18 protein-coding genes are annotated in these 24,000 nt (G+C 46.0%); 6 read left to right on the top strand and 12 right to left on the bottom strand.

The window, feature by feature from the left end:
- Positions 1–125 precede the first annotated feature (125 nt).
- The 5 genes from ABD031_RS06605 (at position 126) to ABD031_RS06585 (ending at position 5,609) form a co-directional block, all read left to right on the top strand.
- Positions 126–1,073 carry a ThiF family adenylyltransferase gene (locus ABD031_RS06605; protein ID WP_343849624.1) on the top strand — a complete coding sequence of 316 codons (948 nt, stop codon included), beginning with the start codon at positions 126–128 and terminating at the stop codon, positions 1,071–1,073.
- Positions 1,070–1,777 (top strand): hypothetical protein, encoded by a 708-nt coding sequence (locus ABD031_RS06600; RefSeq protein WP_343849623.1) that lies wholly within the window; start codon positions 1,070–1,072, stop codon positions 1,775–1,777. Before ABD031_RS06605 ends, ABD031_RS06600 begins: the two co-directional genes overlap by 4 nt.
- Entirely contained in the window at positions 1,774–3,903 is a 2,130-nt protein-coding gene (locus ABD031_RS06595; RefSeq protein WP_343849621.1) for a 7TM diverse intracellular signaling domain-containing protein, read from the top strand. The genes ABD031_RS06600 and ABD031_RS06595 overlap by 4 nt, the downstream gene beginning before the upstream one ends.
- Positions 3,900–4,997: a hybrid sensor histidine kinase/response regulator gene (locus ABD031_RS06590; RefSeq protein ID WP_343849618.1), complete on the top strand. Its 1,098-nt coding sequence runs from the start codon at positions 3,900–3,902 to the stop codon at positions 4,995–4,997. The genes ABD031_RS06595 and ABD031_RS06590 overlap by 4 nt, the downstream gene beginning before the upstream one ends.
- A 72-nt stretch (positions 4,998–5,069) precedes the next feature.
- Positions 5,070–5,609: an inorganic diphosphatase gene (locus tag ABD031_RS06585; protein ID WP_343849617.1), complete on the top strand. Its 540-nt coding sequence runs from the start codon at positions 5,070–5,072 to the stop codon at positions 5,607–5,609.
- Between the two features lie 209 nt (positions 5,610–5,818).
- Here the strand turns inward: ABD031_RS06585 and ABD031_RS06580 are convergent, their stop codons facing one another.
- The 9 genes from ABD031_RS06580 to ABD031_RS06540 all read right to left on the bottom strand — a co-directional run bounded on the left by ABD031_RS06580 (position 5,819) and on the right by ABD031_RS06540 (position 19,149).
- Positions 5,819–6,562, bottom strand: a complete 744-nt coding sequence (locus ABD031_RS06580; protein WP_343849616.1) for a DUF1835 domain-containing protein — start codon at positions 6,560–6,562, stop codon at positions 5,819–5,821.
- The gene (locus tag ABD031_RS06575) at positions 6,559–6,984 is read right to left on the bottom strand and encodes a DUF1801 domain-containing protein (RefSeq protein WP_343849615.1); all 426 of its coding nucleotides are present in this window, start codon (positions 6,982–6,984) and stop codon (positions 6,559–6,561) included. The genes ABD031_RS06580 and ABD031_RS06575 overlap by 4 nt, the downstream gene beginning before the upstream one ends.
- A gap of 2 nt (positions 6,985–6,986) precedes the next feature.
- Complete coding sequence (gene gloA2 / locus ABD031_RS06570; RefSeq protein WP_343849613.1) at positions 6,987–7,370, bottom strand: SMU1112c/YaeR family gloxylase I-like metalloprotein; 384 nt, start codon at positions 7,368–7,370, stop codon at positions 6,987–6,989.
- A gap of 207 nt (positions 7,371–7,577) precedes the next feature.
- Positions 7,578–9,662 (bottom strand): S9 family peptidase, encoded by a 2,085-nt coding sequence (locus tag ABD031_RS06565; RefSeq protein WP_343849612.1) that lies wholly within the window; start codon positions 9,660–9,662, stop codon positions 7,578–7,580.
- A gap of 3 nt (positions 9,663–9,665) precedes the next feature.
- The gene (locus tag ABD031_RS06560) at positions 9,666–10,691 is read right to left on the bottom strand and encodes a PDDEXK nuclease domain-containing protein (RefSeq protein ID WP_343849611.1); all 1,026 of its coding nucleotides are present in this window, start codon (positions 10,689–10,691) and stop codon (positions 9,666–9,668) included.
- Positions 10,678–11,985: a D-alanyl-D-alanine carboxypeptidase gene (locus ABD031_RS06555; RefSeq protein WP_343849609.1), complete on the bottom strand. Its 1,308-nt coding sequence runs from the start codon at positions 11,983–11,985 to the stop codon at positions 10,678–10,680. Before ABD031_RS06555 ends, ABD031_RS06560 begins: the two co-directional genes overlap by 14 nt.
- 61 nt (positions 11,986–12,046) lie before the next feature.
- Positions 12,047–13,468: a SusD/RagB family nutrient-binding outer membrane lipoprotein gene (locus ABD031_RS06550; RefSeq protein WP_343849608.1), complete on the bottom strand. Its 1,422-nt coding sequence runs from the start codon at positions 13,466–13,468 to the stop codon at positions 12,047–12,049.
- A gap of 19 nt (positions 13,469–13,487) precedes the next feature.
- Positions 13,488–16,574 carry a SusC/RagA family TonB-linked outer membrane protein gene (locus ABD031_RS06545; RefSeq protein WP_343849606.1) on the bottom strand — a complete coding sequence of 1,029 codons (3,087 nt, stop codon included), beginning with the start codon at positions 16,572–16,574 and terminating at the stop codon, positions 13,488–13,490.
- A gap of 361 nt (positions 16,575–16,935) precedes the next feature.
- A complete protein-coding gene (locus ABD031_RS06540) occupies positions 16,936–19,149 on the bottom strand; it encodes a sodium-translocating pyrophosphatase (RefSeq protein ID WP_343849605.1) in 2,214 nt (737 codons plus the stop codon).
- Between the two features lie 351 nt (positions 19,150–19,500).
- Between ABD031_RS06540 and ABD031_RS06535 the strand changes: the two genes are divergently transcribed.
- Positions 19,501–19,800, top strand: a complete 300-nt coding sequence (locus ABD031_RS06535; RefSeq protein ID WP_343849603.1) for a hypothetical protein — start codon at positions 19,501–19,503, stop codon at positions 19,798–19,800.
- On the opposite strand, the gene ABD031_RS06530 is transcribed toward ABD031_RS06535, so the two are convergent.
- Genes ABD031_RS06530 through ABD031_RS06520 form a run of 3 tightly spaced genes read right to left on the bottom strand, consistent with a single transcriptional unit; the run spans position 19,775 to position 23,897 of the window.
- Positions 19,775–22,429, bottom strand: coding sequence for a hypothetical protein (locus ABD031_RS06530; RefSeq protein ID WP_343849602.1), 2,655 nt, complete (start codon positions 22,427–22,429; stop codon positions 19,775–19,777). The two genes, ABD031_RS06535 and ABD031_RS06530, sit on opposite strands and share 26 nt — an antisense overlap.
- A gap of 55 nt (positions 22,430–22,484) precedes the next feature.
- Positions 22,485–23,315 carry a COG1470 family protein gene (locus tag ABD031_RS06525; RefSeq protein WP_343849601.1) on the bottom strand — a complete coding sequence of 277 codons (831 nt, stop codon included), beginning with the start codon at positions 23,313–23,315 and terminating at the stop codon, positions 22,485–22,487.
- Between the two features lie 48 nt (positions 23,316–23,363).
- Positions 23,364–23,897, bottom strand: coding sequence for a DUF4402 domain-containing protein (locus ABD031_RS06520; RefSeq protein WP_343849599.1), 534 nt, complete (start codon positions 23,895–23,897; stop codon positions 23,364–23,366).
- Positions 23,898–24,000: the final 103 nt, after the last annotated feature.

The raw sequence follows: 24,000 nt of genomic DNA, 5'->3' as shown, positions 1-24,000 counted from the left end.
TAAACGGTCAAATTAACCATCTTATCCTAAATAACAGGAATGAGGAGGATACATCTAAGTTAATTCAAATCAGGAAATTACCTAATCTTCGGGTTGTCGATCAAATAGATCTACAGGTAAAAGAATTGATCAAGCTCAATAACCCGACTGCAAAATTGAGCGATGGTGCTCTGGAGTTCATGTCGGTTGATTTTTTCCGGACGCATTCCCGGGAAGTATACGGCAATTGGGTTTTCTATCCCTGGAACAGGTCTCTGGTGCATGTGTTGCCGAAAGAGGACTTTGTGAAAGTGCGAACGATCCGAAACAGATACAAGATTACCGAAGAAGAGCAGCAGGCGATGTCTGAAAGGAAGATCGGCGTGGTAGGCTTGTCTGTTGGGCAAAGTGTCGCTACTTGCCTGGCTATGGAGCGATCTTTTGGGGAATTGAGAATCGCGGATTTTGACACACTAGAGTTAGCCAATATGAATCGCATACGTACGAGCGTTACGAATCTAGGCCTGCCCAAAACGCAGATAGTTACCAGGGAGATTGCCGAAATAGACCCCTATTTGAAAGTCACTGTTTTTAATGAAGGATTGACTGACGAGAATATGAGTCAGTTCTTTTCCGAGGGAGGGAGGCTAGACCTGTTTATCGAAGAGTGTGATAGTCTTGAAATGAAAATCAAGTCTAGGATCAAGGCAAAGGCATTGGGCATTCCGGTATTGATGGATACCAGTGACCGTGGGATGATAGATATTGAGCGCTTTGATTTGGATTCCAGACGTCCAATTTTTCACGGGATGTTGTCGAAGTTTGGAGAAGAAGAAGCCCTTCCGAGTGTCATCGAAAAATACCGATCCGAGATGATGATGTCCATTCTTGATTTTGACAATTTGTCCCCCAGTGCAAAGTTAAGTATCGGAGAAATAGGGAAAACAATAACTACCTGGCCTCAGTTGGCCTCATCGGTAATCATGGGTGGCGCCATGGCCGCTTATTTTTCAAGACAGATTCTCAGTGGCCACATCAAAGAATCGGGGCGCGTTTACGTTGATTTGGACGGTTTTTTCAATAGCGTGTCATGAAGGTAAAAGTGAGGGTAGTAAGGGCAGTTTCGTCGCCTGTTGAAACCGAAATGTATGTGGATGGGCACTTCAAAGTTTTGGAATCTTATGGAGTCACCAAAGTGACCTCTGCGGATCGATCCTGGACTAAAAATCCCAATGTATACCTCTTGCTGGTAGAATCCGTAGAGGGGGAGAAAAGAATATTGGGGGGGGGGAGGATTCAGCTCAGAGACCGAAACTTTCCGCTCCCACTCGAAGGGGCTATTTTTGAGAAAGATGAGAAGATAGTAGAATATATGGCTCCATTTGGAGACTTGGATGTGGCGGAGTATTGCGGGTTATGGAACTCTAAGGAAGTGTCTGGGTATGGGCTCGGCAGTATTTATTTGATTCGGATTGGAGTGGCCATTTCTTCCTTTTTGAATCTGAAGAGCCTTATGGCCTTTTGTTCGCCCTTCACTGTCAAAAACTCTCAGTCGGTTGGCTTCGAAATAATCGAAGAGCTAGGAGACAACGGATATTTTTTATATCCTAAAGAAGGGCTTCTGGCGACTATCATGGAAATTCGCGATGTTCAAAATCTACCAAAATCCTCGGCTTCCGAAAAAGCATATATCGACAACCTCAGAAAAAACCCCGTGCAGACTACTATTGAGGAAAGTCAAAGGGGAAAGCTAGAAATTGAATTTGACCTAAATATCAACGACATTAAAGCAGGATGAAATCGAATAAAAGGGAAATCTTTAGCATCTATTGGGGATTTTTAATCCTGATCCCCCTGATTATATTTACTGTGATTTTGGTAAGGTCTGATTTTTTTAAGGCAGACTTTGAGGTTGGGGATATGAAAGTCTTTATCCAAAAGGATGGAGAGTTTTATCCACTGGATTCAGCTGGAAAAATGGACAGTCACAGTGTGTTTTTAGGCGTTGTTTCAGATACCGTTTGGGTGGAAATAAACATCGATGAATATCCATATATGGATCGGACTTCTGTGCTTGAAGTAAGGAATCCTACCTTTAGATCGACTCAGTTATATAAAGGCAAAAAAGGTCAAGGTTTGAAATCCAGTGCGTTGCTTTTTGAAAAACATGTCGGGAGATCAAATCCCTTAGTCTACGCAAATCCTATATTTGTTTTAGACATCGAAGAAGGTGATGTTTATTTTTTGAAGATAGTATCGTCCGAACCCATTAATTTTTCTCTGGAGGTAGCTCCTCAGGAAAATTTTTACCACAAATATACCAGTATATTAGTTTTGGTGAGTGTGTATATGGGGGTGATGCTTGCGCTGTTTCTATATAATCTTTTACTCTATTTCTCAGTGAGAGACCGAGTGTATCTGTATTATTGTTTGTACACGTTTTTTATCTCAGCGGCCCAGTTGTCTTTGCTCGGCTTTAGTTACTATTTTATATTTTTCCAAAATGCACTTTTGTACGAGAATAGTTTAATTATTTTTTCGTCTTTGTCGGGCATTTTTGGAGTTCTTTTCCTGAGAGACTTTCTTCTTATCAAAGTATATTTGCCTTGGATTGAAAAAGGACTGTTTTTGATAATCGTTCTGTATGTGGCGGCTTCTATACTAAGAATGTTGGGGTTCGTTTCCTTAAGCTATTCATTTACAGATATTTCAGGACTGTTTGTTGTTTTGTTTTTTGTCTCCTCTGGTGTACTCATCGCAAAAAAGGGCTTCCGGCCTGCATTTTATTTTCTAACAGCATGGGTTTTCTTTCTTTTGGGGTTGATGCTGTATGTATTTCAAAACCAAGGGGTGATCAATTTAGGGTCTTTTGCGAACCTCCCGATGTTATTGGGAACCGCTTTTGAGGCAATACTGCTTTCGTTGGCGCTAGCTGATCGTATTAATATCCTCAAGAAAGAAAAAGAAGAGGAGCACCTGGAAAAGCTGAGAGTGCTCAGTGAAAATGAAAAGTTGATTAAGGAGCAAAATATCGTGCTCGAAACGAAGGTTCGCCTTAGAACAGATGAACTTGAGCAGGCGCTTAGAAATCTTCAGGATACGCAGGGCCAGCTCGTCAACCAAGAGAAAATGGCTTCGCTTGGCCAGCTGACCGCCGGCATAGCGCATGAAATCAACAACCCGATCAATTTTGTAAGCTCCAATATCACGCCGCTAAAACGGGATATCAAAGACATTATGGAGGTTATCGATTTCTATCGCGAATCTGGCAATAGGGAGTTTTCCGAACAGACGAAAAAGGAAGCTAAGCAATTAGAAGAAGATCTGGAGCTGGAATATGTGCTTGACGAAGTGGAGCAACTGCTGAAGGGTATGGATGAGGGAGCAAAACGTACTGTGGAAATCGTAAAAGGTCTACGTATTTTCTCTAGGGTAGATGAGCAGGACGTTAAAAAGGTAGATCTTCACGATGGGATAAACAGTACCATCATTTTACTTAATAGCTCGATTCCCGGTAAAATCAGAATTGTGAGAGAGTTTGGTGAATTGCCGATGGTAGAGTGTCTGGCAGGGAAACTGAATCAAGTTTTTATGAATATCCTGAATAACGCGGTCCATGCACTTGCTGACAATTTGGATAAGATCACCGATCCGAAAATTACGATTAGAACCCGCGCATTTGCAGACCGTGTTGTTATAGAGTTTGAAGACAATGGTCCTGGGATGCCTGAGCATGTCAAACAGCGGATTTTTGAACCTTTTTTTACTACCAAGGCAGTTGGAAGGGGTACGGGTTTGGGGCTTTCCATAGTTTATTCTATTATTGAAAGCCACAAGGGATCACTTGACGTAAAAAGTGAAGAGGGTCACGGGACTACTTTTATCATTGCACTTCCCATCTATCAAAACACATCGCAACAATGAGCGGACAAAAAATCCATGTATTATATATCGACGATGAAGACAATAATTTAAAGTCCTTTCGGGCTTCCCTCAGAAAAGATTTCAAGGTTTTTACTGCTATAGATGCAGAAGAGGGACTTAAGATAGCTCAGGAAGAAGAAGTCCATGTAGTGATCGCCGATCAGCGGATGCCGGGATTGACTGGCACGGAGTTTTTTGAACAGATGGTAAAGATCAATCCCGACCCGATCCGAATTCTTCTTACCGGATACTCCGATATTGCCAGTGTGATAGATGCGATCAATAAAGGGGAAGTATATCGCTTCATCGATAAACCCTGGAACATCGAGCAAATTAAAAACTCTATCAAAAATGCAGCGGATATCTATTTTATGCGCCGAGAGCTTAAGGAAAAAAACCTGAAGTTAAAGAAAATGCATTCGGAGATGAATCAGTTCGTCTACAGCCTATCCCATGAACTCAGAGGTCCGTTGATGAGTATCTCAGGGGTATCCAAGCTGGCGAAGATGGAGCTCAGCGAACCCAACATGCTCGAATATTTTGAGATGATCGATACTGCAACGGGTAAACTAGACGACTTTATTTACAAGATGCTAGACTTTTACCGCTCGACTAAGATTGATCACAAAATCTCTCCAATCGACTTTAGAGAGATAGTCGACAATCAAATGGATGCTTATCGGGAGAAGTTTAATTTGTCTCATTTTCATATTGATGTCCAGGTCAATCAGCGAGATGAGTTTTACTCAGATGACGCGAAGATTCGGGTGATTCTCAACAATCTTTTCAGCAATGCTGTCCAGTTTCAGAAAGAGGAGGGCGAAAAAAGAATAAGCTTGACTGTGGATGTGTCCGAAGGGAATGCTGTAATTGTCGTGGAGGACAATGGAATTGGGATAGAAGAACGCTATAAAGAAGAGGTTTTCAACCTTTTTGCGAGAGCTACGCAGAAGAATGTAGGTACAGGTCTTGGCCTTTACATGGTCAAAGAGGCTGTGGAGCAGATGGGGGGGCAGATAATTCTTGATTCACAGCCAAATGAGGGTACCACTATGACGGTTCACCTTCCCACACTGCATAAAGAGGAATTTTAAAAGTAAGAATTTGCCTGGGGAGTGTATCTTTGTCACGGCATTTAGCAATTTTTTATCAACAAACAGAAAATTATGATTAACCCTTGGCATGACGTCAACATTGGAAAAGGTGCTCCTGAGTATGTAATGGGCGTGATAGAAATTCCAAAAGGAAGTAAAGGAAAATATGAATTGGACAAAAAAACCGGCATGTTGATGCTTGACCGGGTTTTGTTTTCTGCAGTTCACTATCCGGCAAACTATGGTTTTATACCGCAGACTTTTTGCGAAGATCATGATCCATTGGACATTCTGATCATTTCCCAAATCGACATTCCGTCCATGACCCTTGTGCCCGCCAAGGTCATCGGTGTGATGCGTATGGTAGATGGTGGGGAGGCAGATGATAAAATCATCGCAGTGGCAGCCGGAGATCAGTCTGTAAATTACATCAATGATATAGATGAACTTCCTCCGCATTTGATGAAGGAGGTTCATCGATTCTTTGAAGACTACAAAAAACTTGAAAACAAAGAGGTAAAGGTAGAGGATTTCCTAGGCAAGGAAGATGCGATGCGAATCATCAAAGAAAGCGTTGAACTCTACGACAAAAACTTCCGTACCAACGTGTAGAAATAAAATGGTGAGTATTTACCAATACAGGTATAAATAAGATTTCATTTGAAATCTCAGAAAGGCTGATTCAAAAGATTTAGATCTTAGAAACAGCCTTTTTTTGGTTTCTGAGGCGAATGGTTTGCTCTAGGTTAATAACACACCGCCACCTCAGTGAACAAATTTTTAAGTTTTTCTTTTCAGAAATGGTGGATTTTGGATGCCGCTTACAGAATCCCCAACTCCTCACACATTCTTCTTACCTGCAAATCTCCCAATCCATATTCGGGGACTTTTTGTTGGAAAAGGCTGTAAATAGTCCCAAACTCGGTAGCTCCGGTTTCTTTATGGATCTGTAGAAGGCTTGCCTTGGGCTTTCCGGGATAATCCCCCATGGGCATCATGTCCCTCCAAGACTCGACCGCGGGTTTCAGGAACGGAAATCTTTCAGTAAAAAGATTGGCGATTTTCAGTGCTTCAAAGACATTGTTGTTCTGGTAGTGAATCCACAGATCACCCAAGACCGCGCGCTCCCTTTGGCTTAGTTTCTTGGACTTCTTTTCGTAGGTTTCGATAAGTTCTTTTTCTCCCAAAGTCGAAAAATGATAGGGAGAATCTGGGTAGGGAAGCACCAGACTCACCTCGGCTGGGTGTGTTTTCAGGTAGTTGAAAATAAACCAAAGGTTGACCTGGCAAAACAAGTCCTCCTCAAACCAACAGTAGATTTGAGCGTCTGGAGGGATGGACTTGATCTTCAGGATTTCTTCATAGGAATAGGTCTTGTAGTCTTTTTGGAAGTCTTCCAGATAGTGTTTTTGAATAAATGCTTCCCGAAGCTGCCAGAGCTCCTGACCCTCCTTGGGAAGCACCGGTCCGTCGATCAGACACTCTCGAAATGAAATTCTTTCTCCAGGTATCTGTTCTGGAAACATCGTTAAAAGCGCATCTCCGTTGAGGATGTGATAGTTCATTTGGAAGTATATTGGGCTTTGGTGACTTCATAAGACTTGGCGATAAGCTCGCGGAGAATGTCCTCATTCAAGTCGGAAAGCCTCTTGGCGTATATGCAGGCGACGGCGCGCTTGTGCTTGCCCAGCTGCTCCAAGAGCGGCTCAAACTTTTGTTGCTCGCAACTGAGAAGGTAGAGGGAGATCGCGGCTTTTCGGGGAGAAAAGCCGACAATCGGTGCATCTCCTTCGTGGCCGGTCGCATACTTGTAGTGATAGGTGCCAAATCCGATGATCGAAGGTCCCCACATCACTGCAGGTTCGCCGGTGATTTCCTCCATCATTTTTTTCAAAGCGAAAGCATCTTCGCGTTTCTTGGGACTTTCAACGGTATTGATGAAATCGTCAACCGACATCTCGGTGGGTTTAGTTTTTGCTTCAGCCATGATTATTCCTGATAAAGTTCGATTGGCAGATTGTCCGGGTCGGCAAAGAAGGTAAACGCCCTTCCCGTATGCTCATCCACCCGAATCGGCTCTGCCTGAATTCCCAATTTACTCAAATCTTCTAAAGCTTTTTCAATGTTATTTACCCCAAAAGCCAAATGCCTTAGCCCACAGGCTTCTGGTCTGGAAGTTCTTTTAGGAGGATCGGGAAAAGAAAACAACTCGATCACATAGTGTCCGTTTAGCTCCAAATCAAGCTTATAGGAACGCCTCTGCTCGCGATAGACCTCACGGATGATTTTCAATCCCAAGATCTCGGTGTAGAACCGTTTGCTGCGCTCATAATTTGAGCAAATGATGGCAATATGGTGGATGGAGGAAAGCATTTGGATGTTGAAATTGGGGTTCGAAAATTTTATCTGACAGGCGTATTGCTTTGTGGATTCTTTGCGACTACGGGCTGGAAGACCGATGACGGAAGACCGAAGCATCCCGGACGATAGTCTCGTGAAAATAGGGAAATAGAGTCCGACCGCTATTTGGGAAATGTCGAAGTAGTTAAAAACGAATTTCAGGCAGCTTGTTTCTTCTGTCTACGGTCTCCCGTCTTTTTTCTCCATCAAATGTTTTTTCAGAAAATCCGCCGTCAGATTTCCAACCCGGACCATGTTTTCCCATTTCATCCAGTGGTGCGTATCTCCCGGAATCAGAACCGCCTCGTAGGGTTTTTCCAGTTCCTCAAATCTTCGGATCAAGTCAGTCGTTTGGCTGACTTCCACATTGCGGTCGTCGTCGGAGTGGATGAAGAGTACCGGGCTTTTCCAAGTCGCCAGATCCGCAATCGGCGAGGATTTCCAGGCGACTTCTTTCGCTTTTTCGTAGTCTGGTGCCACCTCATAGCCTTCCGGTAAGTCATATCGTCCATCCAGATCATGCACACCGTGGATGTCCACGCCGACCTTGAAGAGATCCGAGTCTCTCGCCAGAGCCAAGGCGGTCAGGTATCCCCCGTAGCTACCGCCATAGACGCCGATTTTGTCCGCATCTACTTGTGTCAAAGCAGCGAGAAATTCACCTCCAGCCTTGATGTCTTGGTACTCTACCGCACCCTGATAGTAGCCGTAGGCGGGCCGGTGAAACTCGTAGCCATAGCCGATACCCAGGCGATAATTCACCGAAAGCACGACAAAGCCCAGTTCGGCTAAATATTGGTTATAGGCATAGGTATTGGAATAATAGTCCATGTAGCTCCAGCCGAGGAGCATCTGCCGCTGCGGCCCGCCGTGGATGAAGACTACACCGGGTTTTTTGGCCGCGCCACCTTCTTTTTCAAAAAGCTGCCCGTAGACGGTCGTGCCATCGGGAGCTTTGAAACTTATCTGTTTTGGTTTGACGAGCTGGCTTTGTGGAAAATCGTCGGGAATCGAGGATTCCTGAAGGAGTTTGGTTTCATTGCCAGATTTGATGGTGACTAAATGGGAGCGCTGCGGAGTCGCTGAGAGAAAGGCGAGCTTTTCGCCGGCTTTGACGGGATAGGCTTCAATTCCTTCGCCGGAGGTCTCCCAAGTCAGTTTTTTGGATTTCAAGTCGAGCGAACCAACGTGCCTTCGGTCGAGGTCTTCCTTTGCGGAGCCGGTGTTGGCGGAGAAGACCAGCACATCGCCAGCGGCATTGAGCTTGATCTGCTCGACCATGTATTCGCCGGGGGTAAGAGGTTGGATGTTTTTACTTGCCAGATCCAAGGCAAAGAGATGCTGCCAACCTTCGTGGTAGGATTCGAAGACGAGTTCTTTGGCATTGGGAAATGCGAAAAACCCATAGCGATAGGAGCCTCGAAGTGTTTCGGGAGCTTTCCAGAGCATTTTTCCTTCACCCGCTTTGACATCCGCAACCCAGATCTCCCAGGGTACATGTCTGGGTTCCAACAAGGGAAATGCCGCGCCGCTTCCGCCCAAGGTTTTGATAAAGGCGATTTGGCTGCCGTCAGGCGACCATTTGGGCTGAGAGTAGCGGTGAAAAGACGGCGCGATCCAATGGATGGGAGTTTCTTGGTTTTCGTAGATTCCGAGCAGCTGATGCCCGCCACGGCTAACCGTGAAAGCCAGTTTTTTCCCGTCAGGAGAAAACTCCAGCGCGTTGACATAGCCTTTTACCTGGAAAAGCTGGGCTGGCTTTTCGCTGTCCATCAAGTCCGCTTTCCAGACTTGTCCACTTTTAAGAAAGAGCAGCTGATTTTGAGGGCCAATAAAGAAGTCGTCTCCTTCGACGACGGCTTCTGCCTTTTGGGTTGAAAGATTGATTTTCCAGATTTCCACCTTCGGTAAAGTCGGCATATTCAGCGCATTCACCGTGGAGGAGGCATTTCCGCCTCCGTGATCTCCTCCCCGAACGAAGAGCAGCCAGTGTCCGTCAGCTGAAAATCTCAGGCTGCTGATCTCCTGCCCGTCGTCTTCATTGAATTGAGTCAGTTTTACAGGACTGAAATCCGGCCCTTCAGCGAAATAGACGTTTCTTTTCCCCTGTTCATTCATTGCCCAAGCAATCTTTTCGCCAACCGGCGATGACGTCAACTCAGAGGGAAAGCTGAATTTTCCCACCTGCTCCATGGTGAAGGACTGAGGAAAAGCCGAGTAGGAAAATAGTAAGAGAAGGAGTGGAAAAAGGAGGCGGGTTTTCATGGCTTATTCTTTAGAAAGAAGTTTTTCGAGTTCGTGGGCGAGTTCTTTTTTTTCTGGAAGGTAAAGTTGGTACTTGCTTACAAAAAGTTGGTTGCTGATGTTTTCGGTTGCGTATTCGACCAAGATTTGGTCTTTATAGGCACCGAGGACTATCCCGATGGGAGGGTTGTCGCCTTCAGTATTTTCCTCTTTTCGGAAATAATTGAGGTAGAGATTCATTTGCCCAATATCCTGGTGGTCGATTTCGCCGCGCTTGAGATCAATAAGCACAAAGCACTTTAGGATGCGGTGATAGAAGACCAAGTCTACGTAAAAATGCCGGTTGGCGAGACTGATTCGATATTGTTGGCCTATGAAGGCGAAACCTTTGCCGAGTTCGAGCAGAAAGTCCAGGAGGTTTTGGATCAGATTGGTCTCCAGCTCATTTTCGGTATAGTTTGTCACGCTTTTTAGTCCGAGAAATTCGAAGATGTAGGGGTCTTTGATTAGATCCTTGGGCTCCTGTAATTCGCTTCCTTTTTGCGATAGCTGAAGAATACTCTCTTTGTCCTTGCTCAGAGCCAAGCGGTGGAAAAGCATGCTTTTCATTTGGCGTTTGAGTTCGCGTACAGACCAATTTTCCTTTTCACACTGCTTTGCGTAGAAACCGATTTCTAGGGGTTCGTCTGACTTCAAAATCTCGTAATAATGGCTCCATGCCAATTTGTGGGACAGTGTCCCACTATTTTGAGATGAGACGTATAATTTTCTCATATAAAACAAATTGGATCTCCCGAATCCCTTTCCAAACTCCAAACTCAAGTCTTTGGATAGCCTATCCAACAGGTTTGATCCATATTCTGCCTTCGCCTCTCCGCCTTGTTCGAACTCGACGATGTGCCGGCCGATTTGCCAGTAGGTTTGTACCAAGATCGTATTGATAGCCCGACCAGCCTGCTCCCTGCCCGCCTCTAGGAGTGCGCCAATCTCGTTTTTGAGGGATTGATAGTCGGATTTGTTTGGTTGCGGATTCATGTCAATACTTGTCATGGATATAGTACAATACCTTTTGCAGCTCCGTCTTCAACTCACTGGAGGGGATGGTGTAGTTGTTCATCATGCACGAGAAATGGAGGATTTTGCCGCTTTTGGTAAGGAGGTATCCGCTGAGGGAATTAGCCATGCTGAGCGTGCCGGTCTTGGCGTAGATGTAGGCTGGCTGACCCGCATCGGCTTTGTACCAAGCTTTGATCGTGCCGGATTCGCCACCTGCGGGAAAATAGGCCTTGATCTTTTCCAGAGGCACTTCCTCTCGGATTTTTCCCAGAAGCGCTACGATCGATCTTGGAGTAAACATGTTGTGTGCAGAAAGTCCCGAACCGTCTACCCATTGCGGTTCGTCGGGCAGGTCGCTGAGGAGATTTTCCTTGGCGTAGGCAATTGCTTCGGCGATATCAAGTTTGTTGGTCAGTTGGTCGGAAACCAGAAACATCAGCTGCTCGGCGAGGAAGTTGTCGCTGATCTTCATCATCTGTGAGTAGATGCTGTCGGCTGGAGCAGTTGGGAGTTTTTGCGGCTCCTGGTCGAAATAGCTTGGGTTGGAAATCAAGTTGATCGACTTCTCCGTAGCTTCTTCCAGCATCGTTTTCGTCAACTCGGGAGAAGTGATGAAGGGGATGTCTGACTCGAATTCTTCCGCCTTGGCTTCGGTCTTGAATTGGTAGGGGAAGCGGTTTTCCAGATGGCTGCGGGTGAAAGAATAGGCTCTGGCGCTTTCCGCCTCCGACTTTTCCATAGCTGATTTGAAACGATCCGGATAGACCGTGAAATCCGCCTCTTCTTTTTTCTTCCCAAACCGTACGATATCTCCATAAACTGGCAAGGCGGATCGCTCGGCTGCGTAGTAGTAGGGGTACCAGTTCCAGGACCAACCTGGCCCGAAGGCATCCACTTGATCGAAATTATTCAGCAGGTAAAGCTTTTTGTCCGAGGCTTTGAGGAATTCGATTGCTTTATCATTCTTCAAATCCGGATGCAGCAAACTCGGATCACCCGTGCCCCAGAAGATCAAGGAATCGCCTTTTTCCAAATAATTCAGTCCATTGACCAGGCTGTCTCCGAGGATGGAGTAGGCTGTATAGAACGTAAAAATCTTCGTGTTCGAAGCTGGAATGAAATACTTGTCCGAGTTGATCTCTACCAGCGCCTTGTCTTTCTCCGGATCGAGCAGCATAAAGCCCAGATGTCCTTTGGCAAAAACGTCCGATTTGGTCAGCGACTTGTTGACTTTTTGTACGGTGCAGGAGCTCAGTACGACCAGAACTGCGAATAGAATTCTTTTCATCTTGGAAAATAAAAAAAGTCTCCCGCAAAAAAGCAGGAGACTTGATAAGAGGAGTGAATCTTTACTGATCCCACCAGATTCTGTCCAGCAGGGTGACTTGAGGTACGTTGTCGCCGTTTCGACTGACTTCACTGTCGGGGTAAGCCATTCTCCGGATGTATTCGCCATTGAGATCCGGGTTGAGATTGACCGGAACGGTCATGTCCTTGTAGCCATAATCATAGCGACGTGCGTCGTTCCATGTTTCGGGATGGAGGAACATCGCTACATATTTCTCCTTCATGATCAGATCAATCGACAAGGCTCCGGCTCCCACCGCTACAGAAGGGTCTGCCAGGTAGGCTGCTTTTGCTGCCTCGTAGGCGTCTTGATCATCGTCATCTTCGTAGGAAAGCATGTCCATGTGTGCTTCGATTCCGGCGAGATAAGCGGCATATGCGCGGCTTCTATCGGTCGGCAATGCAGCTTCAGCCTCGATAAATTTCAGTTCGGCATGGGTAGAGATCAGGATTGGCGAAGTGGTGCTCGTGTAGTATTGGCCGGGGATCAGGGTAGATCTGGCACCAGATTCAGGAGCGTTACCTCGGCCAGCACCGTTGACCGTGCCTACGAACTCACCCGCATTGGTTGTTCCCACCATGAGAGGAAGTCTTGGATCAAAAGTAGGATATGAAGTTCCGTCCATTGCTTGTATAAACTGCTCGGAAATCCAACCGCCCAAAAGCAAATTGGCATTGTTGATCGCTACTTGTGCCCAAGGGTTAAAGGCCTGCTCAAAGAATATCACCTTGGCATCATCGCTATTAGATTTGAATCCATTGTTCAGCGCTGCCAAAGCTTCGGCGTAGGACTGGGTATGGATTAGGTAGCGGGCTTTGAGCGAGTAGGCAAACTTTTCCCATTTGGTGATATCACCTTGGTAGATGAAGTCGTCGTCACCGATAGTTATGGTTGTTTCCAGCTTAAGGTTGGCTATTCCTTGATCCAATAGACTCAAAACCTGTCCATAGAGCTGTTGGTCGTCGTCATAGCCCGGAGTCACAGTTTCGAAGGTGAATCCTTGTGAAAAGGGCACATCTCCGAAAAAGTCAACCGTCATGCCTAGGTTCAGTGCCATCAAGATCTGCGCAACGCCCAAATAATGATTTGCGCCCGACTCCGTGGATTTTTCCATGATCACAGTTAAATCAGTCATCACATTGTATAGGTTAAACCAAGTACTGCTGAAGTCCACCGGGTCCATCGTGTCCGATGAACTGGCAGGATTGGGCGAAGCCAAATACTGCACGTAGTTGCTGGTCGCACTTCCCGTCCGATAGACGTTTCGGGCGGTTTCTAGGGTGCTATTGGTCAACAGTCCAGACACGGGAGCGTCCTCGGGATTGTTGGGGTTTTCGTTGACATCCAAAAACGATTCGCAGGCAGAGGCCAAGAGAACCATTGATGCGCCAATCAATACGTTAAGTTTATTTCTAAATTTCATCGTTTTGCGGTTTTAAGGTTTACAGGCCTAGATTTAAAGTCACGAAATAGCTTTGAACGCCGGGGAATCCCAAGCCGGTGAATCCGATTGCATTACCTCCTGCACCTGCTGAGAAGGACTCTGGATCAAAACCGTCCCAAGGAGTGGAAAGAATAATGTTGTTGGCAGCCAGTGAAAGCCTCGCCGTGCGGAAGGGAGTTCGCTCCAATATTGACGGCTGAAGGTTATAAGCCAAGGTTACGTTGCGGAGCTTGATGAAAGAAGCATCCTGAACAAAATTTTCGGATGTAGTCCTATGATAATTTCTCCAATACCCGGCCCCATAATTAACTCCGTCCGGTCCTACGCCCTGACCCAGCCAAACTTCTTTGGAGTTTTGAGATCCGTCTGCCAAAACTCCCTGAAACACTCTCGTGTCGTTTCGTGCCAGGGATTCCGTCCCTTTTCCAAAAGCAGAGATGAAGTTGGCGAACTGGTTGTATTGCTCTAGTCCGGCGCGGAAATCAACCAAAAATGAAAACTCCAGCCCTTTGTAGGAGAAGTTATTTCTCAACCCTCCGAAGAATTTCGGGACAGCATTTCCCAATACAAGCTGATTTCCGGTGCGTACCGGGAATCCATTTGCCCCGATCAAAATAGGAAGGCTAGCATCCAGTGCATCCGACTCTGGATTTGCGCCGGGACGATTGTAGCTGCTGCCGTAGATGTTACCGTAGGCTTGCCCCTCTTTGAGGATCATAGTCACGGTACTTCCAGCATAGCCAAATTGAGAACCGATTACGATCTGTTCGATTCCTTCTCGGATCGCCTTGATCTCATTTGTATTGGTAGTGAGGTTAGCGGTGATATCCCATCGGAAATCACCTTGGTCGATCGCCGTGCCGCCTAGAATAAATTCAAAGCCTCTGTTCTCTATCTCTCCGGCGTTGGTGATGTAGGAGGAAAAGCCTGTAGCGTCAGAGATCGGAACCGGGATGATCTGGTCTTTGGAGTTGGACTTATAATAGGTCACATCCAGATTAAGTCGGTTGTTGAAAAAAGCCAATTGGGTTCCGAATTCAATGGAATTTGTCGTCTCAGGCTTCAAGTTGGGGTCGCCGAAACTTGAGTTTCTAGAGAATCCTACCTGCCCGTCCAGTGGGTATCCGTCTGGTGAAACAAAGGTCGCACCTAATAGGTGTGGCTTGGTGTCTTTTCCTACCTCGGCTACGGAAGCGCGGATTTTCCCGAAAGTCACCCAATTTGGCAGATTTAAATGTTCGCTGAATACATACCCCAAATTGACCGAAGGATAGAAGAATGAATTGTTGTTTTCTGGAAGCGTAGAGGAGATGTCGTTTCTTCCTGTGACATTCAAAAACAGGAAGTTCTTATAGTCAACCATCAAATCTCCATAGAATCCTACCAGTCGGCGAGTGCTTTTGTTCATTGATCCAAATACCTGGGTCGTGTTGTTGATGTTATAAAATCCTGGGATCACAAAGTTAGATCCCGAGACAGAGATCATATCATACTTTCGTTCGAAGATGTCATTTCCCAATCTGAGTTGCGTATCCCAGTTTTCGTTCCATTGTTTCTTAAGCGTGATGTAGAAGTTAGAGGTCAGATCTTTGCTGTTGATTTTGGTCTCTTCGATAGAGCCCGTACTACTGAGCGGCACTTCACCGTCAATCCCCATTGGGCCCGGAGTGATGCCCTCACGGGAATCAGAATAGGAGTCCATGCCGAGTCGGTAGGAAAAGGTCAACCAATCTGTCGGACTGTAGTTGAAATTCATGTTTCCGATCAGTCTGTTAACATCGTCGGTGTAAGTGGAAAATCTTGCGTCATAGATCGGGTTGGTGTTTGTGCCGACCGAATTCATCGTGCCGTCTGGATTGATGTAGTCCCGTACATCAGCCGTCTCAGACCAATACATCATCCGCTCTAAGAAGCGGTCGTGGGGCACGCGGTTTCCACCTGAGTTGGAGTAGTTCATCGATGCGGAAAAGTTGAATTTCTCGCTTGCGGTGATCGTTCCGGAAAGTTTTGCACTAGTTCTGTCCCAGTTAGAAAATGGGATGATGCCGTCTTGATCGAGTCTTCCAAAAGATCCATAGAACGTCGCTTTCTCATTTCCACCTGACACACTTAGACTGTTGTCAAACTGGATTCCGGTATCAAAGGCTCTGTTCCAGTTGTCCTGATAGACATAGCTCGGATCGTTTTCCTCCTGAATATTGGCACCCCAGGCGGGCCAGAAGCTGTTGTCGTCTCTTACTCCAGAAAAGCCCTGCCCATATTGGTCTTGCAATTCCGGCATCTTCGCCAGCTTGTCAAATCCCAGAGAAGAGTTGAAGTCTACTCGGATCTGACCGGCTTTTCCTTTCTTCGTAGTGATGATCACAGCGCCATTTGCAGCGCGCACGCCGTACAACGCCGTAGCAGCTGCGCCCTTCAATATCGACATGGACTCTACATCGTTGGGGTTGATGTCCGCCATTCGGTTGGACATGCCGCGGGGAGTTCCCGAGGACTCTACCGTCGAGTTGTCCACTGGTACTCCGTCCACTACAAACAGCGGTTGATTGTCGGCGGATGGATCAAGGGAGTTGATTCCCCTAATGATGATTCTGGCGGACTGACCGGGCGCACCGCCTGAGTTGGTCACCTGTACACCGGCTACCTGTCCCTGGAGAGAGTTGACTATGTTTACTTGTTTGGATTTGATGATTTCTTCTGCTCCGATGTTTTGTGCAGCGTAGCCCAATGACTTTTTCTCCTGCGAAATACCAAAAGCAGTAACAATTACTTCATCAAGCTGCGAAGTTTCTACAGCCAATGACACGTTTAGGATCGTGTTGTTTCCGACGGTGAGGCTTTTGTTCTGATATCCGATAAAGGAGAAAACAAGAACGGCCTCCGGACTAGCGACACTGATTGCGTAATTGCCGTCCACATCACTGACCGTACCGGTGCTTGTTCCCTGAATCAAAATACTGACTCCGGGAAGCGGAAGTCCATCTTCCGCAGAACTGACTTTTCCACTGACCTGTTGTTGGGCTATCACAGGATGCCCAATGAGTGTGATCAGCAGTAAAAGCATTAGAATGTAGCTTTTCTTCATAGTGATATTGTTTAATAAAATGGATATAAAAAGAAACTTTTATCGAGTATTTAAGCCCAAACCGCAGCAAATTCAACTCTTTGGAAGAATCCAACCTCTGTTGACTGACATAGTCAAAAACAGGAAAAAGGTTAAGGGATCGAGCCTAAAGTTTGTATCTAGACTGCTATTAAAATAGCGAAATCATCGGTTTAATTCAAGGAAATCAATGAATGATGCATTTCAAGCTACTCATTCTATTAATCGTCAACGAGATTTTGTTTCGGTTTTTACACCAACGGAAGATCATACTTGGCAAACGGTTGAAAAGAGAAAGCCGCCTATTTGGTAGGCGGCTTTAAAAACTATAGAAGTGGGAAGCTTATTTCTTCGTGACGATTTTGGTTTCAGTTACGATCTTTTTGCCATCCTCGTATTTGATTTCTTTTTTTACTTCTACTTTTTCAGCCATGGCATGAGATCCATGAGGGCCTTCGGAGATGTGGGGAGCAATCACCAAAGCGACAATTGACATCAGTTTGATCAAGATGTTCATCGATGGACCAGAGGTATCCTTGAACGGATCGCCTACGGTATCACCAGTCACGGACGCCTTGTGTGGCTCAGATTTTTTGTAGTACATCTCTCCGTTGATTTCTACGCCTTTCTCGAAGGATTTCTTGGCATTATCCCATGCGCCACCGGCGTTTGATTGGAAGATGCCCATCAACACTCCTGAAACTGTCACTCCTGCAAGCATACCACCCAATACCTCCGGGCCAAAAGCAAAGCCAACGATGATTGGGGAAAGCAGCGCGATTGCACCCGGTGCGATCATTTCTCGGATCGATGCTTTGGTAGATATCTCCACACACTTTTCGTATTCAGGCTTGGCTTTGTACTCCATGATGCCGGGGATTTCTCTAAACTGGCGTCTTACCTCATTCACCATGTCCATGGCTGCACGGCCTACTGCGGCGATACAAAGCGATGAGAAGATGAACGGAATCATTCCACCTACAAACAGTCCGGCGAGGACATCCGCTTTGTAGATATCAATGGCGTCAATTCCTGCGATTCCAACGAACGCCGCAAACAAGGCCAGTGAAGTCAAGGCTGCAGAAGCGATGGCAAAGCCTTTGCCAGTTGCAGCTGTAGTGTTACCCACAGCATCCAAGATGTCTGTTCTGCCGCGAACTTCCTCAGGCAATTGGCTCATCTCGGCGATACCGCCCGCATTGTCAGCTATCGGGCCAAAGGCATCAATCGCCAACTGCATAGCGGTGGTAGCCATCATACCGGCCGCAGCTATCGCCACTCCGTATAGTCCGGCAAATTCGTATGCGCCGTAGATACCACCTGCCAATACCAAGATCGGTAATACGGTAGATTCCATTCCCACAGACAGACCGCCGATGATATTCGTTGCATGTCCGGTAGCAGATTGCTTGATTATGGATAACACTGGGCGCTTGCCCATTGCGGTATAGTATTCGGTGATGATCGACATCAAGGTACCAACGACCAGACCCAAGACGATTGCGTAGAAAACGTCCATGTTTGTAAATTCATATCCTCTGATCGACAGGGTCTCAGGAAGCATGTATTGCACTACAAAGAACGAAGCGATACCTGTAAAAAGGATAGAGGACCAATTGCCCATGTTCAAGGCTTTTTGCACGTCACCTTTGTCATCTTTGATGGTGACGAAGGCCATTCCCAAGATGGAAAAAACAATTCCCAGGCCTGCCAAAACCATTGGAAGCAAGATTGGAGCAATACCGCCAAACGCATCAACAGAAACGATCTCACGGCCCAAGACCATCGTCGCCAGTATTGTGGCTACATAGGAGCCGAACAAATCTGCGCCCATTCCCGCCACATCACCGACGTTGTCACCCACGTTGTCTGCGATGGTTGCAGGGTTTCGCACATCGTCTTCCGGGATTCCAGCTTCTACTTTACCTACCAGATCGGCTCCCACATCGGCTGCTTTCGTGTAAATACCACCGCCCACACGTGCAAAAAGTGCGATCGACTCAGCTCCGAGAGAGAAACCCGCCAATACTTCCAGCGCTTTTTCCATCTCGACACCGTTGACACCAGCTCCGACACTTACTACAAACACCTGATACAATATGATAAACAAGGCGCCAAGGCCTAAAACAGCTAATCCAGCAACCCCAAGCCCCATGACGGATCCGCCGGTAAACGAAACCTTAAGCGCATGTTTCAGACTGGTACGAGCTGCCTGAGTTGTTCTTACGTTTGCTTTGGTGGCGATTTTCATTCCGAGGTATCCAGCAAACGCTGAGAGGAACGCTCCGATGATAAATGAAACTGCGATGGTGGGATGGGAGGTTTCTACCAACATGCCCGACCAAGCCAAGACAATGGCTGCAATTATTGCAAAATAGGTTAGAACCTTCCATTCTGCTCTTAAAAATGCCATGGCTCCGTCAGCGATGTAGCCGGAGAGTTCCATCATGTTTTTGTCCCCGGTCTCTTGCTTGTTGACCCAGGCAGATTTGACTGCCATCACTACCAGGCCTACCACTCCCAAGACAGGGACCAGGTAAATCAGTACTTGTTCCATAGTTTATTCGGATTCTTTTTAGGTTTACTGTTTTTTAATTGGGCAAATATAGAATTTATACTTAATGCACCAAGAGCGGTAAAAAACACTACGGATACCCGTGATAATTCTCTAACCTGGTTCCTTTGGCAATTTTTTCATGTTTAGCCTCGAAGATCCTGCTGAAAAACATCAATTCTAGAACCCTGACCCCAGAGTTTGTATCTTTCACAAATCAAAATTGACACAGCTGAACCTCGGTCTGGATTGAGAACTAAGTAATTTGTTGATTTAAAGCAATGAAAGTAAAAGGTTTAATGTTTTAATTAAGTATTCTAACAAATTCCTGAAAAGGTAAAATCAATTCGAACGATGAATAAAACCAGTTCTGATTTTTTATCCACCGAATCCGACCAATGGAGGGATTCTCCGATTCTGCTGGCGTTGTGGTATGATGGCCACGACGACTGGAAGTCCGCACACGATCAGGTGGATCAATTGCCCGGGAAATCCGCTGCAAGAATCCATGCCTACCTCCATCGAAAGGAAGGTGACCAATGGAATGCGGATTATTGGTATAGAAGGGCAGGGGAGGAGCGATCAAAATTAACACTGGAAGCGGAATGGGAGGAGCTGGTGGAGCGGTTTATTGCGGGGCATCCTCAGGAATAGGAATGAGAACGATATTCATCCCTTCCAAATAATCGCCATCGGCAAGCGCTTTGATCTCAAACTCCAACCTGCCAGGACGAGAACTAGCCTGCATAAATTCCAATTGCTTCGGATCGACTTCCAGCGTGTATTTTCCGGGAAGTAAGCCATATGAGTAATAGCTTCCATCTGAGAAAGTTCGGATTATTTCTCCTTCGGTTTCTCCCTCTTTAACCAAAAGCAAGCGAAGACCACCTTGACCCTCTGATATCCCCTGTTTTTCAAAGAATACTGTTCCATCAATGATCCCTGTCTGATAGAGCGGAATATCAATAGCTCTGAACCGGTTTGGCTCTGCAATGAAAGAAAAGCTCTTTAATTTCGGCGCGAGATTTGGGTTGGGGAGCGCTGCTATGTCGATGTCCAAGCGGTATTTCCAATAACTTTGAAGCTGGGTGATTCGAAGTAGTCCGTCTGAACCCAGGAGTATATTTGCAGACCGATCCAGACGCACAGCTTTTGCAGGAACTATCTCTTCACCCATGTCAAAGAGTCCGTTCTCGTTGGCGTCTACAAATAGTCTCACGGTAGCTCCAGAACGGGTGACTTGATCCCTGTTGCTGGGAATGACATTTATTCCGACCGGATCATAGGCTAGCGAGCCGCTGAAGCCTTGTTGGGCGGAATAGCCTCCGGTTCGTTGACTGAATTGAGAGGATGAACGAATCGAATTGAAATCAATCAGAAAGCCGACTTGAAACTGTGACAGATCCCGGATAAACTCGCGGTCGTATCCTATCGTCAGTCGTCCTGTTTTAAAAAGCGTCTGAGAAAGCAGGAAACTCATGGACTCAGATTCGTCAAAAAGTGTGGAGTAGCGGTATTGTCCCCTCAAAAACATGCCTCGGACATATACTGGGATTCCGGGAGTTCGAGGAAGGGTGTAGGTAAGCGAACCGGTCGCTAATCCAAATTGGTTTTGGGTCGGGTTTTCTGCGATCGGGATGCTTCGTTTTCCTCCTCTATAGTTTACCCGCAGGACGACACGACTGATTTGTGTATTGAAATCAACCTGATAGTTATTGACTCCTTGACCTGTATCGAACCAGATTCGCTCTCCGGTTAATCTGAACCCACCAAATTTCCCAAATATCTTAAGCGGGAAAAATGTGTTCAGATTTGCATCTCGCGTTTGGCCTCTGAAGTTGAGTTCGGAATTTGGATTATACTCGGTGTACTGGGCATTTATGCTCGTATTTGTTGCGTAAAATACACTGCCGGTAGCACGATAATACCGATCGGGCAAGGCATCAATATTTAGCAGATATTGTTGAAAAATCCTTGCGGAAAGCCCAAACACAGGGTAAAATTCCTGTTCTCCGAAAAGTTCACCTCTGTCTGCACCAGCTCTCACTGTAACGGCACTAGTCAATCCATACGCGACGTCTGCATGGGTAACCAAGCCTGTACCTAAACTGTCAGAGCTAAATTGAGGAATTCCTGATTGGAAATTATACCCGACAAAACCTTTCGGAAGAAAGGTAAAAGGGACCTGAATCTGACGCTCTTCGGTGATGACTTCTCCCGTAGGCGTATAGATTCGTGTGCTCAATCGCACGGTGCCATACGTAATCGGAGCATTGAAGCGGTAGTATCCTACTTCGTCGGCTCTGGTGAAATCTACCAGCTGACCCCCGATCAGCAATTCGACTTCCGAATCCGGAGCAGTCGTCCCGTCGATTACAAAAGTATCCAGATCCATCCGTGGGATGATGGGATTGTTGGTGATTGAAATGCCTACCAGATTGGCACCGTTGGTAAAACTAGTCGTACTGACTTGGCCTACGGCGATACTTGCCAGGCCTACGTTTCTCTCGGGCTGAAGAGCTCCCGGAAGTACATATCTCCATCTTAAGCCTGCGAAATTGCTAAAGAGATTGCCATCGAAAAAATTGCCTTGATAGGTACCCTGAAGGTCACCACCCAGCAGTTCCATTCCGGCGTTGAAGGACATAGCGAGATTGTTCCCGAAGTTGGTGTTGATGTAGTTTAGGTTGTAGTCAAACACCCCCAGTGCGAACCCCTTACGATCTCTTGGATACAGAAGCGGAGCAATCGAATCACCTTGATTTTGGCGATTTTGCAGTTTTTGTCGGATAGATTCACGCTTTTGTCGCTCTTCTATCGGAAGTGGATCGATTGATTTCATGCTTACGCTCAGTGCATAAGTGTTGATCGTAAATGTGAGCCCAAACAGCTCGTAAAAATAATCCGGATGTAAGAAAAGGTCTAATTCTCCGATGTAGTACTTGTCGGCATCCAGCTTGCCGGCCTTGCCTTTGATGGTGAGTTCATTGCTGACCGGATCGATCAGCCAGCGGTCATTTTTTGAAGGGAATTCGCCTTGAAGCCCTTTTCCTGAGGGAGTTTTTTCGTTTGGTATATAAAGAAGACTCAATATTTCACCTAGCGGCAAAAAGGCCACATCTCCAAAAAATACACCGTTGAGGTAGACGTTACCCACAGCCGGATAGTTGAAATTAAGCAATACTTCTCCATCCGGTTCTTTTTGAGCAAAGGCCGAGGGAGCAGAGAATAATACAAAGAAGATTAGACCCAAATAGATTGAGAAAATCTTTGGAAATTTCATTGGCTTTTCACCAAATGGGATTCATTGTGAACAATACCCAGAAGTTAAACAAGGGTTAGTTTAACTTGACAGGGATAGTTTTAGTGATCGTAGGAGATTGAACCAAATCGGAGGAAGGGATGTCGCCTCGTTTCGTTTCATAGACCAAAGTAACCGTGTAGTCACCCGCTGGAACGTTTTCAGGAAGCTTTATTTCAACTGCTCTTTTTCCTGAGAAATAGAGGGCAACCGTCTGACCTTGTTCGGCAACTGTTTCGTTTTGAGCGTTCTTTAGCGTAGTGGTCACACTTCCGATGAAGGGAGAATTCCCAGTTGTCTTGAATGCAGGAACGATGCGGAGCAGGTCATCTGACTGAGTTACCTGAATGTCTTCAAACTCAAGGCCGGTTGTTACCTCACCTACTTTTTGAAATGCCGCGATGACTTGGTCAAATTTGAAATTCACTTGTGTGGATACGCCTTCAGTCACGGTTTCTTCTACATCTGCCGTTTGTGCATTGGATGTGACTTTCACGCGAGTGAAGTAAGTCCCTGCTTCCAAACTGCGATCCGGTCTCACCTGAATACGAACCGTCTGTTGCTGCTGAGGGGCCAAAATAAATGTCTTTGGGAAGGCCCTCGCCCGGGCATCAATTCCAAATTGATTGGCTCGTACACTGTCCGAATACATCATTACAAGATTTCCGAGCTCGTCATTTCCCGGATATCCAAAGGCAAAATTCACATTGATCTCCTGTGGTGTGTCTCCCGGATTGGTAATGAACACAGAACCTATCCCATTTTGATCTATAAATATCGTGGTCGGAGCTATGGAGACTTGGGCAAAAACCAAATCTGTTTTTGTCACTGAGACAACTGTCAGAAATACTAATAGAAGTTTCTTCATGAGGATTTTGAAAATAGCCGGCAGGAAACCCTGCCGGCATTAATGGAATTAATTGTATTCAACGTCGATATTGAAGGTACCTGTATAAGTACCGGTTGCTTGGTTAGTAAGCGCAGGGATAGTGCCACCTACCCAAAGGAAATACTCTCCTGAAACTAGAGTTACAGTAGAAAGACTAGCTACTGCAGCTGCTGTTGCTTGGTTTATAGCTTCAGCATCTCCCACTACTTCTGGAGTCATTACCATTGTCGCTGTTCCGGAGACAGTTTCTGTAAGTGTCACGGTAGCGTCATAAGTCACGGTAACTTCGTTGTTGGCACCCGCTAAGTTAAATTTAGCGACATTTGTCACAGTACCGGTGTTTGCGTTAGCAGTTCCATTGGCATCCAAAACCACATCTGTAATAGAATTTGCAGACAGTGCTCCAAAAGCAATTTCGTCCTGTGTTCCGTCAAGCTCGATTGTTAAATCAGTAAGGACAGTTGCAGAAGCTGGAGCTGTTGCAGCTTTTTGCGCATTCGCCATGATTCCTAAGCCCATTACCAATGTCAGCGTCAGGATTGTTTTAATTGTAGTTTTCATTTGTTTGTAATTTAGTTAATTAAAATTTGTTTTTGTTTTTGTTAAAATTGAATTGTTTAATTGATTTGAACTCATACTAGTTGTGTTTCATAGGCATAAGCTT

The sequence above is a fragment of the Algoriphagus jejuensis genome (assembly GCF_039523455.1).
GTDB lineage: Bacteria > Bacteroidota > Bacteroidia > Cytophagales > Cyclobacteriaceae > Algoriphagus > Algoriphagus jejuensis.
The sequence above is the reverse complement of the archived record's forward strand: the minus strand, read 5'-3'. Positions and strand labels throughout refer to the sequence as shown.